The sequence below is a fragment of the Kitasatospora sp. NPDC059648 genome (assembly GCF_042734825.1).
Classification (GTDB): Bacteria; Actinomycetota; Actinomycetes; order Streptomycetales; family Streptomycetaceae; genus Kitasatospora.
In genome coordinates, this window is record NZ_JBHWDU010000011.1 from 14,705 (window position 1) to 27,194 (window position 12,490).

Genomic DNA, 12,490 nt, shown 5'->3' on the forward strand with positions numbered 1-12,490 from the left:
CCCTTTCGCGGCCTCAGGCGGCGAACGGGCGGGCCTGCCGGGCGTCCCGCAACGCCTCGGCCCACCAGGCCAGTTGGTCGAGCATGGTCTTGGCGGCGGCGTCGGCGGCCGGGTCCCGCGGCTTGCCGTCGGCGTCGAACGCCTGCGCGGCGCCGTGGAAGCTGACCGTGTTGCGGATCGTCACACTGTTCAACTCGGCCATCACCACGCGCAGCTGCTCGACCGCCCGGAGGCCGCCGGAGAGGCCGCCGTAGGAGACGAAGCCGACCGGCTTGCCGTGCCACTGCTGGTTGTGCCAGTCGATGGCGTTCTTCAGCGGGGCCGGGAAGCTGTGGTTGTACTCGGGCGTGACGAAGACGAAGGCGTCGGCGGCCGCCAGCCGGGGCGACACGGCCGCGAGCAGCTCGGCGTCAGCGGGCGGCAGTTCGCCGCCGAAGGACGGAAAGACGGTGGGCAGCGGGGTGGCGGCCAGGTCGATCGGGTCGGCCGTCATGTCGCCTCGGGCTTCCAGGTGGCCGAGCAGCCAGTCGGCGACGACCGGGCCGAAGCGGCCGGTGCGGGTGCTGCCGAGGACGACCGCGACCTGCAGGTTCCGATCGATGGACATGGTTGTTCCCCCTCCGGGACGATGTGTACGCCGTATCGGCGAGATACAACGTACACACTGATGTGTACGACGTCCACTCTTGCGATACGCCGTACACGCCAGTGGTACGGTGGGGACCACCGACCGGAAGGAGCCCGCCCCGTGCCCGCCCAGCAGGCCCCCACCGGGGACAGCAGCACCGGAGCCGACGACCGCGAGAAGCCGCAGCCCTCACTCTGGGAGCGGCTCGACCGCCCGTCCCCCGCTCCGCGCACCACCCTGACCCCGCACCGGATCGCCGAGGCCGCGGTCGCCATCGCCGACACCGAGGGCCTGGACGCCGTCACCATGCGCCGCCTCGCCACCGCCCTCGACGTGGCCCCGATGGCCGCCTACCGGTACGTCTCCGGCAAGGACGAACTCATCGAGCTGATGGTCGACTTCGTATACGGCCAGCTGCCCCTGGACACCCCCGCCGAGGGCTGGCGCGAGGCCATGCACTCCCTGGCCGTCCACCTGCGCGCGATGAGCCTGGCCCACCCCTGGATCACCCGGGCGGCCACCCCGTTCTCCCTCAGCCCCAACCAACTCGCCGTCCCCGAAAGGGCGTTCACCGCCCTTGCCGAGCACGGCCTGGACGCCGACACCACCATGGCGATCTTCCGGACCGTGGCCGTCTACGTCCACGGCTCCTCCGCCACCGAGGTCGCCCTCCAGGACCTGCGCCGCGCCCGCGGCTGGTCCGACGGCGACGAGACCCGGGCAGGCCTGGCCCCCCGGATGACCTACCTGATGGGCACCGGCCGCTACCCCGCCTACCAGGAGTACCTGCGGCAGGCCACCCGCAAGGACGACCCCGACTGGCACTTCACGACCGGCCTCGACTGCGTCCTCGACGGCATCGCCGCCCACTTCGACATCTGAGCGACGTCAGCCCCGGGCCTTGAGAGCGGCGGTCACGGCTCCCAGCCGGCCCATCGCACGGGCCACCCCCAGGCCGTCCATGTAGTCGCGCACGTGCACCAGTTGCCCGCCCCGGGCCCGCAGCACCAGCAGGCCCGGGAGGGTGAACTCCTCGCCCGTGGAGGCGACCCGGCCGATCACCGACTGCTCCACGGTCAGCACCTCGGGATCGGCGCCCGGATGGACCGCGACCTCCCGGATCTCCTCCGGCCGCGCCTCGCTCGCCCCCCACGCTGCCCGGTACCCGGCCCGCACCTCCTCGCGCCCCCGGTAGCGCTCGGGCATCCCCGGGAACAGGAACGGGAACTCGTGCACCCCGTCCTCGGCGTACAACTCGGCCAGTGCGTCCGCGTCCAGGTCGAGCATCGCCCGACGGTAGCGGGCGAGCAGTTCCAGCGGCCCGGGCACGGCGGATTCCGGCACGGCTTCAGACCCTTCGTCGACGGACGGGAACGCCAGGCCCCCTGCACGGCAATCCAGTTGGTCCCCGCTGATCACTCGATCAACCGCAGCCTACCTACTGAGCGGCGAGTCCCCTACGAGAAGGTGGCCCGCCCAGCGCCGGTGCCCTTCCAGCAGCCGCCCCGCCGTCGCGGGGGCCGTGCCCTCCGGCGTCCAGTCGACCAGCCGCCGCTGCACAGGAAGTCGGCCGGTCCGACTTGCTGTGCGTCGAGCTTCGAAGACCCCGCGGGAGGCGCTGTCGGGGGCCTCTCGTACGCTCTCGACGGTTCGATCGCAGGGCCGGGCGGCGGGACGAGGGGCGGGGAACGGACATGGACGTGATGGACCTGCCGGAGGGGCTGACGCACGGGCCCAGCCGGGAGCACCTGCTGACGGAGGGGCTGCCCGAGGACGGCGCATTCCTGGAGTTCCGCGCTCCCGGCGCTGCGCCGGCCGGGGGCGAGCGGTGGATCGTCATCGGCGAGGCGGTGTACGGCGATCCGGTCGTCCTCGACGGTGCGACGGGTGAGCTGCGGCTCGGCGACGGGTCCGAGGGTGACCTGCTGGCCACCTCGCTGCCCGCGCTGGTGGCCCTGGTCCGGGAGGTCGAGGCGGTCGTGACCGGCGCCGGGGATCCCGGCGCCCACGGGGGCCGCCGGGGCGCGGCGGTGGTGGACGCCGTCGTGGCGGACGCCGAGCGGCGGATGCGGGCGGCCGACGAGCCACTGTTCGCCCGTACCGCCCGGCCCGCCCACTGGGACACGGCGCTGCTGGTCGCGTCCCTGGCCTGGGGTGCCCGCCCCGGCGGACCGGGCGGCCTCGCCTACACCTTCGAACCGGACCTCGTCGAGGACCTCGCCCGGCTGGTCGGCGACGACGGGGGCGCCGTCCGCCGCTACCGCGCCGAGGACCTGCCCGCCGAGCTCACCCACGAGCCGACCCGGCGGCTCCTCGTCGAGGCGGGCCTGCCGCTCGACAGCGAGATGTTCGGCGTCGACCCCGACGACCCGCTCGCCGCCATGGACTCCACCCGCCCCGACCGCCTCGCCCTCGCCTACTGGCCGCACGACCTGGTGATCGGGCTCGACGGCGCCACCGGCCGCCTGGAGCTGCCCGGCCTGTACGAGGCCGACGACCCGGCGTCGTACCTGCACCGGGACGTCTCCGCCCTGCTCTCCGCCCTGTGGACGTACGAACGGCTGCGCGCCGACTACGACCACTGGGAGTACGCGGCCGGCGAGGAGGAGGGCGAGGGCTGGCAGGTGTTCGACCCTCAGCTGTTCCTGCGGACCGTCATCGAGGAGCTGGTCGAGAAGGTGGACCCGGAAGCCTGGGCGACCCCTCGCCACTCCTGGCGCCTCCTCGCCGAGGACCCGTACACCGGCGGCCTCCTGGGCTGAGCGGGCCGCCCGCCGCACAGGAAGTCGGCCGGGGCGCGGCTGTATCCCGCGACCGCACCAGAAGTCGGCCGGTCCGACTTCCTGTGCAGCAGCAACCGCCTACCGCCGACCGGGGATGGTCAGGACGGCCAGGCCGCCCGCGAGCACCGCGAGCCCGCACCAGGACACCGCCGGCAGGCGCTCGCCCAGGGCCGCGACGCCGAGGACGGCGGCGACGGCGGGTTCGGCGAGGGTCAGGGTGGTGGCGGTCTGCGCCGCGGTGTGCCTCAGGCCGTGGCCGAAGAGCCGGTAGGCGAGGAAGGTGGTGACCACCCCGAGGTGCAGCACCACGCCCGCCCCACGCACCGAGAGCAGCCAGCCGGTCGGACCGGCGAGCAGCACCGGCAGCACCAGCACGGCCGCCCCGCCGAACATCGCGCCCATCACCCCACCGGACGGGCGCCCGGCCGCGATCAGCCGCCCGGCGATCAGCGAGTACACCGCGTACGAGAACCCGGACAGGGCCGCCAACAGCACGCCGAGGGCGTCCACGGCCGACCCCCGGCCGGCGAGTTCGGGCCCGAGCACCAACACCGCGCAGCCGAGCACGGCCAGCGCGGTGGCCCCGGCCCACCGCCCGCTCGGCCGCCCCTGCCGGGCGAGCCATCCGAGCAGTCCGGTGAACACGGGCGCGCTGCCCAGTGCGATCACCGTCGAGACCGCGACCCCGGTGCGGGTCACCGCCGGGTAGAAGGTGACCGGGTACCCCACCACGGCCACCGCCCCGACCACCAGCAACCACCGCTCACCCGTCCCGCACACCCGGGGCAGCGCCCACGCGGCGCGGTCGGTGAGGAACAGCAGCGAGCCACCGAGCACCAGGGCCGCCGCCCCGATCCCGGCCGCCGGAGCGCCTGCGGGCGCGAACGAGGCGGCCGTTCCGGTGGTGCCCCACAGCAGCGCGGAGACCAGGATCGGCAGCGGCCCGTCCATCGGGCGGGTACGGCGAGGAGCGGGGGTCAGACGAACGCGCGCGGGCGCGGACAAACGATTCGGCACAGTCGTGAACTTCCGTCGTCGAAGACCGTCAAGGGGACTGGTTCCGAGGACGGGCGCACGCCACAGGGCCCCTGGACGGGGCTGCGGGGATCAAGCCACCGGAGAGCGCGCGCCCGGTCAGGCGCTGAGCGGTGGCAGCACGACGTGCCAGTACGAGTTCACGGGCCCGATGGTACCCGGCCTGCGCAGGAAGTCGACGGGCCCGACTTCCTGTGCAGGGTGGTGGGGGCATCAGTCGTGCGGGTTGGCCGGAGTGGGAAGGGCGAGTTCGCACCAGGTGGTCTTGCCGATGTAGCCCTCGCCGCGCGGGTGGGCGCCCCAGGAGGAGGCGAGGGCGGCGACGAGTTCCAGGCCCCGGCCGGACTCGTCGTCGGGGGTGGCATGGCGGAGGGTCGGCAACTCGGGGTTCGCGTCGGAGACCTCGATGCGGAGCAGGGAGGGGGTGGGCAGGAGAACCCGGACCCCGATCATCCGGTCACGCGGCGAGCGGGCGTGGCGGCAGGCGTTGGTGACCAGTTCGCTGAGCAGGATCAGCGCGGTCTCGGCGGAGTCGACGGGCACCTCCCACTCGAAGGCCAGCCGGAGGAAGCGGATCCGGGCACGGCCGGCGCTGCGGGGTAGGCGGGGGAACATCCACTCGACGGCATCGAGGGGCTGCTGAGTGAGCATCGGATTCCTTGAGGAGGTGTACGGAGGGCGTCACTCGGGAGGGCTGAGTTCGGCCATTTCACCCTTCAAGGGTCGGCAGGCGGGCATAGCCTCAGCAGTTACACCGCTGGTACAGCGGGAGCTTGAACCGCCCTGTGACCAGGGCAGGGAGGGGCACGGGGCCGTGAGCACGCCGAAGCAGAACCCGATGTCGTGGAAGTACTGCGGCGATCAGCTCAAGCGGTGGCGTGAAAAGGCGGGCGTGCCCCGGGAGGAGTTGAGCCGAGCGGCCAGCTACGACATCGAGAGCGTGCGGTCGATGGAGGCGGGGAGGCGAAAGCCGTCACTCAAGCTGTTGCAGGTAGCGGATGAGCTCTGCGACGCAAAAGGAATGATCGCGGGGGCGGCCGACTTCTTGGCGCCCGAGAAGTTCCCGTCCTACTCGCAGGGTTACACGGATGCGGAGGCCGAGGCGATCGCCATCCAGTGGTACGAAGGGCTCCTCATCCCAGGCTTGCTACAGACCGAGGAGTATGCCCACGAGTTGATCAGCCATAGCTGCCCGCCACTGGACGATGAGACGGTCGATGCACGAGTGACTGCACGGCTCCAGCGCCAGGAGAAGCTGCATCGATCCCTGACTGTGATGTTCGGTTTCATCATCTACGAAGCCGCACTTCGCTCGATGGTCGGAGGACGAGCCTGTATGAAGCGCCAGCTCCAATATCTGCTGGAAGTCGGCAAGTTGCGGAACGTCTCAGTTCAGGTGCTGCCTGTCGGCCGCGGCGCCTACCAAGGACTCGGCGGCTCGTTGATCCTTCTGGAGTCACCCGAGCACGAGCACTTGGCCTACATCGAGGGGCAGGAGACTGGAGTGCTCTACGCCGACCCGGACAAGGTGAGTATCCTCGCCCGCCGCCATGCGATGATCTGCCAGCAAGCTCTCAGCACCGAGGGTTCGGCGGAGTTCATCAGAAAGGTAGCGGAGGAGCTTTGAGCGACCGATCCGAGTGGTTCAAGTCCAGCTACAGCAATGATCAGGGCGGCGCTTGCGTCGAGGTCGCCTCCTCCCCCTCCACCGTCCACGTCCGCGACTCCAAGGACAAGGCCGGCCCGACCCTGACCTTCTCCCCCGAGGCGTGGTCGGCCTTCGTCTCCTTCGCGGCCGAAGCTCAAGCAGCGCGAGTCGAGTGACCCTTTAGTCGAACGGGTGGATAACCACCTTCCAACCACCCCTGCTTGCAGCAGATATGACTTATCGTCACAAGTTCTCCACAGCCGGTTCCGCCGTGTAGCGTGCGCAGCAACGAAACAACCCCCGCCGGTGCGCCAACACCGAACGGGGGTCTGACCGGCACGATCGAAAGAGACTCGATCCTGTGGCTACCCACGACTCTACCGCCATGGCCACCCCCGGGTACGGCAAGCAGTCCGCCCCGGAGCAACTCCCCCGCTCCGCCGCCGACTTCTCCCACCTCCCGGCGCGCGAGGCCTACATCGCCTCGCTCATCGACCACCTCCCCGACGGCGCCGCCATGGACGTCAAGACCCTCGCCGTCCTCCAGCCCCACTACGGGCAGATGGCCTGCCGCACGGTGCTCAACAACCTCTCGACCGCAGGTCACCTGCGTCGCGTCCGTGAGCGCATCAGCTCCAAGGACTGCCGCTGGGTGTTCCGCACCTACTTCTCCCGCACGCCCCGCTCCGACGCGTGGTGGACGCAGTTCCTCACCACGGGCGAGGCGTCCGAGACAGGCGAGTCGTCAACGTCCGGAGCACCCGATCCCCCCAAGGAGCGAACGCTCAACCGCACCTCCCCCACCTCGGCCGCGTACGCGGCGCTCGCCGGTCTCGGTCTCGCCGACGCCCGGCTCGCCCTCTCCGCCGCCGACTGCGCGGCCCTAGAACCGCTCGCCGCCGAGTGGCTGGCCCGGGGCACCACCCTCGCCCTCTTCACCGCCGCTCTCACCGCGGGACTCCCGCCGGACGGCGTCCACAGCCCGGCGGCCTTCACCCGCCGCCGCCTGCTCGACAAGATGCCGCCGGAGCGCCCCCACCCGGCACTCCCTGCCACCCGCGTCATCGAGTGCACGGACTGCCGCGGTCCCTGTCGGGCACACGCCCTGCTGGGCGGCCTCTGCCGCGCCTGCCGTGGCACTCCGAAGGCCCCACCGCCCCGACCGCGCCTCTCCCCCGCCGCGGTTCGCGCACATGCCGCCCGGACCCGTCAAGCAATGATCAGTTCACCGGGATCGTGAATATTCACAGGTCATGGCGTTAACCTATGCAAAATCCAAAGGTGAAGTAGGTTACAAACCTTTCAATCCAAGACGCCCGGTTTGCCCACATGCTGAGATCCGTGCGATAGTCGACCCGTCGAACTTCGGCGGGCCCGACCTGGCACTGCCGACGCCCATCGCGCGGCACGCACCCCCTTGGCCGGCGCGATGACTTGCAGGGGCCCCCACCGCCGACCACGGCGCACCCGGGGGCCCTGCGCGTATCCGGACCCGGAAGGGTCCCGCTCAGTGCCGCTCGCGGATCTTCAGCTCGAACCAGACGCCCTTGCCGCGCGGCAGCAGGTCGGCGCCCCAGCGGTCGGCGAGGTCGTCGACGATCTTCAGGCCCCTGCCGCGCTCGTTCACCGGCCTGGCCTCGGCGAGGATCATGCAGGGCAGCGCGCGCGACGAGTCCCGCACCTCGACCCGCAGCCAGCCGGGCTTGCGGCTGACGTGGAGCCCGATGGTGCGCCCGGCGGCGTGCCGCACCGCGTTGGCCACCAGCTCACTGGTCAGCAACTCCCCGGCCTCCAGGTGCTGGTGGAGGTCCCAGGACTCCAGGACGTTCAACACCAGCCGACGGGCCACCGGGCCCGACTCCGGACGGGACGGCAGCCGGACCTCGTTGGGCGCGGACGGGTCGCACAGTCTGCCGGAGTACATCTCCTGCAGCTCCTCCGAGCTGAGCCGCTCCAGCGCCGAGAGCGCACCCTGGACGTCGATCCACGACGCCTCCGCGACCACGCCGGCCGCGGGAACCGATGACTGATCTGTTTCGCCCCAACCCGCCATGCGGTCCATCATTGCGGAACGCAAGCAGCCGCGTACGGACAATGAGCAAACGATCTCGCCCGAGTCGGCATATGCCGGGAGCAAGAAAGCGTCGACCCGGACCGACCGAAGTCAAGCCCGGGTTGACGTCGAACCGCTTCTACCTGGCGGTTACCACTTGCTCCACGGCAGGTTCCAGCCGCTCAGCCCGTTCGCCGGGTCGAGCGTCTCCTTCTTGACCGAGTTCTTCACGATGACCACGTCCCCGACCATCGAACCGGCGTAGAACTTGCCCATCGAGGTGGAGTCACCGCCGCCCTTGACGTCGCGCAGGCCCACGCAGCCATGGCTGACGTTGTCCTCGCCGAAGTGACCGTCGCTCCAGTAATTCCCGTGCACGTACGTCCCGCTGGTGGTCAGCCGCATCGAGTGCGGGACCTGGAGGTCGTACGGCGAACCGGTCATGCCGGGCAGCGTGCTGGACTGCATCCGCACCGTGCCCTCCTTCGACATGACCACCATCGTGCCGTTCCAGGTGGGGTGTTCGTCCGAGCCCGAGGTGATGTCGATGTCGCTCGACTGCCCGTCCCGGACCACCGTCATCCGGTGCGCGGCGGCGTCAACCGTCGAAACCTGGGATCGCCCGATCGTGAAGGGCTCGTCCCGGTCGGTGCCGTACACCCCGGGGGCGATCTCCACGCTCTTGAGGCGGTAGTGCACCGTCACCTTGGTGCCCGGCTTCCAGTACTGCTCCGGACGGAAGTCCAGCCGCCGGTCGTCGAACCAGTGGCCCTTGACCGCGGTGCCGTTGTCGGTCTCGAAGGTGATGCCCTTCGCGACCGCGTCCTTGTTGGCGACGTCCTTGCTGAACTCCACCGAGACGATCATGCCGACGCCGTACGTGGCGTTGTCGTCCACGTTGTCCGACGCCTTGGCGAGCGCCGCCGGGGTCAGCGTGGTGAAGCTGCTGTCCGCCGTGGCGACCGCGCCGTTGGCGTCCGCGGCCATCGCGCTGACCTGGTAGGCGGTGCCCACCGCGAGCCCGGCGGACGGGGTCCAGCTGGAGCCGTCCGCGGCGATCGTGCCGGGGACCTCCTTGCCCGACCTGTCGCTCACCTTGACGGTGGTGAGCTTGCCGCCCGTCGCCCCGATCTTGAGCGCGCCCGGCGCCACGTCCACCGCGCCGTTCTTCGGCTCGATGGTCACCGCGGCCGTCGAGGCCTTCGGCGCCGAACTCGCGGGCGCCGTCGCGGACGCGGCCGCCCCGGCCCCCAGATCGGCCTTGGCGGCACTCCCGGTGCCACCGCCGCCGCCACTGCAGGCCGCGGTCAACGCCATCGCCCCGCCGACCAGCCCGACGGCCATCACTCTGCGTATCGACCTCACGTCGATCCCTCCCTTGTTCCCCACGGACCCGACGGACTCGACGGACTCGACCGGACACACGCGCCCGGCCACCGGAAAGGTTGCGCCATTGGAGGGGCTTTCCGCCCCGAAAACCGAACGGCCCGACCCCAACGGGTGAGGTCCGGGCCGCCCGGCGACGAACTTCCGGGCCTACCAGTTGGCCCAGGACACGTTCCAGCCGCCCAGCCCGTTGGAGGGCGAGACGGTCTTCTCCTTGGTGTTCACGATCTTCACCACGTCGCCGACCATCGAGTCGTTGTAGAACTTGCCGGCGACCGAGCTGTCACTGCCGCCCTTCACGTCCTGCATCGAGATGCAGCCGTGGCTGCCGTTGGACTTGCCGAAGGGGTTGGACCAGTAGTTGCCGTGCAGGAAGGTGCCGGAGGTGGTCAGCCGCATCGCGTGCGGCACGTCCTGGATGTCGTACTCGCCGCCGAGACCGACGGTCTGCGAGTTCATCCGGGTGACCTTCTCCTTGTCCATGATCACCATCGTTCCGCCCCAGGAAGGCGTCGCGTCCGCGCCCAGGGTGACCGGCAGGGTGGTGCTCTTGCCGTCCCGCTCGACGGTCATCTGGTGCGTCTTGGCGTCCGCGGTGGAGATCATCGACCGGCCGATGGTGAACGGCTCGTCCTTGTCCACGTCGCCGTAGACCCCCGGGGCGATCTCGACGCTCTTCAGCCGGTACTTGATGGTCACCTTGGTGCCCGGCTTCCAGTACTCCTCCGGACGGAAGTCCACCCGGCGGCTGTCGAACCAGTGGCCCTTGACCACGGTGCCGTTGTCGGTCTCGAAGGAGATGCCCTTGAGGACGGCGTCCTTGTTCTTGACGTCCTTGTTGAAGGTCACCGAGACGATCATGCCGACGCCGTACGTGGCACCGTCGGCGATGTTGTCGTTGGTGGAGACCTTCTTGTCGGGCGTCAGCGTGGTGAACGAGGTGGTCGACGCGGCCACCAGGCCCGCGTCGTCCTTCGCCTGCGCGTTCACCTTGTACGCCATGCCGACGGCCAGCGCCGCCGCGGGCTTCCAGCCGCTGCCGTCCGGGGTGATCGCACCCTCGACCGGCTTGCCGTTCTTGTCGGTCACCTCGACCGTGGTCAGCTTGCCCTTGGAGACGGACACCTGCAGCGCGTTCGGCGCGACGTCCTGGGCGCCGTCCTTCGGCTCGACCGCGAGCACGGCCGCCGAGGCCTTCGGCGCCGCCGGGGCGGCACTGCCGCCGGCGTCGGCCGGCGCCGAGGCCGCGCTGTCGCCGGACGAACCGCCCTTGTCGTCGTTGCACGCGGCGGTGAGCAGCAGCACCCCACCCATGACCAGCGCCATCGCACCCCTGCGCCGGTAACGGCTGGTGGTACGTATCGCTGCGCCGACCGTCTTCCCCGTCTTCACGGAATCTCCCCTCCCGGTACTCACTCACTTGACGCGTTGAGCGCCCCCATGAGTTGCACGGGGTGCCGAACTTTCACGCCGGACCCGACGCGCCGGAGCAGGATAACCGGGTCGTCCGGGTGAACCCTCGGAGGAGGTGGGGTGAAGGGCCTACGACACCCACTGCTCCCAGGGCAGGTTCCAGTCCCCCAGCCCGTTCGACGGCGGCACGAAGTCCCCGGCCGAGGCCCGCACCTCCAGCACGTCCCCCGGGATGGTGTGCTCGAACAGCCAGGCCGCCGGGGTGTCCTTGCCCGTCCCGCCCTTGACGTCCGCCAGGCCGATGCAGCCGTGGCTGGTGTTGGCGGTGCCGAAGACCCCGGGGTCCGCCCAGTAGTTGCCGTGCACGAAGGTGCCGGAGGCGGTCAGCCGCATCGCGTGCGGGACGTCCTTGATGTCGTACTCGTCGCCCATGCCGACGGTCTGCGAGTTCATCCGGGTCAGCTTGTACTTCTCCGACACCACCATCACCCCCCGGTAGGTGGAGTGGTCGGGGCTGCCCCCGGACACCTTGAGCACCCGGAGCACCTTCCCGCCCTGCCCGGCCCGGACCGTCAGCGTGTGGGCGTCCAGATCGACGGTCGAGACCTGCGCCCGGCCGACGGTGAAGTGCAGGTCCCGGCTCTGCGTACCGAACTGCCCCGGCGCCCCCTGCACGTCCTTGAGCCGCAGCGCCACCGTCACCCTGGTCCCGGCCGCCCAGTACTGCCGCGGCCGGAAGTCCAACCGCTGGTTGCCGAACCAGTGCGCCGCCACCGGCACCGGCGGATCAGCCGTCACCTGCACGGCCCGCTCCACCGCCGCCCGGTCGGTGATCGGACGGCTCAACCGCAACGACACCGGCATCCCGACACCGACCGTGGACCCGTCCTCCGGCGTGAAGAACGCGACGAAGGTGTGCGCCCGGGCCACCGTCGAGAACGCCGAGTGCTGAGCCGCCCGCTGCCCCTGGTCGTCCTCCGCCACGGCGTCCAACGTGAACGCGGTCCCCAGCGGCAACGGCCCGTCCGGCGCCCAGGCCGCCCCGTCCGGACTGATCGTCCCGGGCGACTCGACCCCCTTCGCATCCGCCAGCCGAACCGACACCAGCCGCCCCTGGCCGACGTTCACCCGCACCGCCCCCTCGGCCGCCACGTCCTGCGCACCGTCAGCGGGCACCGCACTCAACACCGCCCGCGACACCGACGCAGGCGCCGTACGCGGCCCCGCCCCGACCCCGTCCCCACCGCTCCCACCCGGCGCCCCGCCCCCGCACCCGGCAACCGCCACCAGGCACCAGGCCGCCACCACCCGCCGCGCCCACACCCCGACTCGGCGCCGCATCCCGGGGCCTCCCACCGCTCGGCTCCGACCTCAGGAGCATCCGACGCCGGTAACAACGACACCGGACCGACCGAAGACACGCCACCCGCCCCTCCCCCGTGCGCGCGGGCAACGCCCCCGCGCGGCCCCGGGGCCGCCCCGCGCGGGGCCCCCCGCCCCCCCCACGCCCGACGCCTGCCTCCGGGGCGGGCCCCCCGGGCGCG

At 71.1% G+C, this 12,490-nt stretch carries 13 protein-coding genes; 5 read left to right on the plus strand and 8 right to left on the minus strand.

Annotated elements, in window-relative coordinates; all coding sequences use genetic code 11:
* Positions 1 to 13: 13 nt before the first annotated feature.
* The gene (locus ACFV1W_RS09625) at positions 14 to 607 is read right to left on the minus strand and encodes an NADPH-dependent FMN reductase (protein WP_380414717.1); all 594 of its coding nucleotides are present in this window, start codon (positions 605 to 607) and stop codon (positions 14 to 16) included.
* A 141-nt stretch (positions 608 to 748) separates the two neighbouring features.
* Between ACFV1W_RS09625 and ACFV1W_RS09630 the strand changes: the two genes are divergently transcribed.
* Positions 749 to 1,510, plus strand: coding sequence for a TetR/AcrR family transcriptional regulator (locus ACFV1W_RS09630; protein WP_380414719.1), 762 nt, complete (start codon positions 749 to 751; stop codon positions 1,508 to 1,510).
* A 6-nt stretch (positions 1,511 to 1,516) separates the two neighbouring features.
* Here the strand turns inward: ACFV1W_RS09630 and ACFV1W_RS09635 are convergent, their stop codons facing one another.
* Positions 1,517 to 1,972, minus strand: a complete 456-nt coding sequence (locus tag ACFV1W_RS09635; protein WP_380414721.1) for a nuclear transport factor 2 family protein — start codon at positions 1,970 to 1,972, stop codon at positions 1,517 to 1,519.
* A gap of 350 nt (positions 1,973 to 2,322) precedes the next feature.
* Between ACFV1W_RS09635 and ACFV1W_RS09640 the strand changes: the two genes are divergently transcribed.
* Positions 2,323 to 3,390 (plus strand): SUKH-4 family immunity protein, encoded by a 1,068-nt coding sequence (locus ACFV1W_RS09640; RefSeq protein ID WP_380414722.1) that lies wholly within the window; start codon positions 2,323 to 2,325, stop codon positions 3,388 to 3,390.
* 99 nt (positions 3,391 to 3,489) lie between these two features.
* On the opposite strand, the gene ACFV1W_RS09645 is transcribed toward ACFV1W_RS09640, so the two are convergent.
* Both ACFV1W_RS09645 and ACFV1W_RS09650 read right to left on the minus strand, forming a co-directional pair.
* Entirely contained in the window at positions 3,490 to 4,362 is an 873-nt protein-coding gene (locus tag ACFV1W_RS09645; protein ID WP_380414723.1) for a DMT family transporter, read from the minus strand.
* Positions 4,363 to 4,659: 297 nt separating this feature from the next.
* Positions 4,660 to 5,097: an ATP-binding protein gene (locus ACFV1W_RS09650; protein ID WP_380414725.1), complete on the minus strand. Its 438-nt coding sequence runs from the start codon at positions 5,095 to 5,097 to the stop codon at positions 4,660 to 4,662.
* Between the two features lie 163 nt (positions 5,098 to 5,260).
* Between ACFV1W_RS09650 and ACFV1W_RS09655 the strand changes: the two genes are divergently transcribed.
* From ACFV1W_RS09655 to ACFV1W_RS09665, 3 genes are all read left to right on the plus strand, one after another.
* Positions 5,261 to 6,073, plus strand: a complete 813-nt coding sequence (locus ACFV1W_RS09655; protein ID WP_380414726.1) for a helix-turn-helix transcriptional regulator — start codon at positions 5,261 to 5,263, stop codon at positions 6,071 to 6,073.
* Positions 6,070 to 6,270 carry a DUF397 domain-containing protein gene (locus ACFV1W_RS09660; protein ID WP_380414727.1) on the plus strand — a complete coding sequence of 67 codons (201 nt, stop codon included), beginning with the start codon at positions 6,070 to 6,072 and terminating at the stop codon, positions 6,268 to 6,270. The genes ACFV1W_RS09655 and ACFV1W_RS09660 overlap by 4 nt, the downstream gene beginning before the upstream one ends.
* A gap of 209 nt (positions 6,271 to 6,479) precedes the next feature.
* Positions 6,480 to 7,334: a hypothetical protein gene (locus ACFV1W_RS09665; protein WP_380414729.1), complete on the plus strand. Its 855-nt coding sequence runs from the start codon at positions 6,480 to 6,482 to the stop codon at positions 7,332 to 7,334.
* A 267-nt stretch (positions 7,335 to 7,601) separates the two neighbouring features.
* On the opposite strand, the gene ACFV1W_RS09670 is transcribed toward ACFV1W_RS09665, so the two are convergent.
* The 4 genes from ACFV1W_RS09670 to ACFV1W_RS09685 all read right to left on the minus strand — a co-directional run bounded on the left by ACFV1W_RS09670 (position 7,602) and on the right by ACFV1W_RS09685 (position 12,122).
* Positions 7,602 to 8,159, minus strand: a complete 558-nt coding sequence (locus ACFV1W_RS09670) for an ATP-binding protein (RefSeq protein ID WP_380414730.1) — start codon at positions 8,157 to 8,159, stop codon at positions 7,602 to 7,604.
* Between the two features lie 138 nt (positions 8,160 to 8,297).
* Positions 8,298 to 9,512, minus strand: coding sequence for an Ig-like domain-containing protein (locus ACFV1W_RS09675; RefSeq protein WP_380414731.1), 1,215 nt, complete (start codon positions 9,510 to 9,512; stop codon positions 8,298 to 8,300).
* A gap of 171 nt (positions 9,513 to 9,683) precedes the next feature.
* Entirely contained in the window at positions 9,684 to 10,925 is a 1,242-nt protein-coding gene (locus ACFV1W_RS09680) for an Ig-like domain-containing protein (protein ID WP_380414732.1), read from the minus strand.
* Positions 10,926 to 11,075: 150 nt separating this feature from the next.
* Complete coding sequence (locus ACFV1W_RS09685; RefSeq protein WP_380414734.1) at positions 11,076 to 12,122, minus strand: Ig-like domain-containing protein; 1,047 nt, start codon at positions 12,120 to 12,122, stop codon at positions 11,076 to 11,078.
* Positions 12,123 to 12,490 lie beyond the last annotated feature (368 nt).

Coding starts and splice junctions, on each gene's coding strand:
- ACFV1W_RS09625 (WP_380414717.1), bottom strand. CDS start 607: ATGTCCATCGATCGGAACCTGCAGGTCGCGGTCGTCCTCGGCAGCACC.
- ACFV1W_RS09640 (WP_380414722.1), top strand. CDS start 2,323: ATGGACGTGATGGACCTGCCGGAGGGGCTGACGCACGGGCCCAGCCGG.
- ACFV1W_RS09645 (WP_380414723.1), bottom strand. CDS start 4,362: ATGGACGGGCCGCTGCCGATCCTGGTCTCCGCGCTGCTGTGGGGCACC.
- ACFV1W_RS09650 (WP_380414725.1), bottom strand. CDS start 5,097: ATGCTCACTCAGCAGCCCCTCGATGCCGTCGAGTGGATGTTCCCCCGC.
- ACFV1W_RS09665 (WP_380414729.1), top strand. CDS start 6,480: ATGGCCACCCCCGGGTACGGCAAGCAGTCCGCCCCGGAGCAACTCCCC.
- ACFV1W_RS09670 (WP_380414730.1), bottom strand. CDS start 8,159: ATGATGGACCGCATGGCGGGTTGGGGCGAAACAGATCAGTCATCGGTT.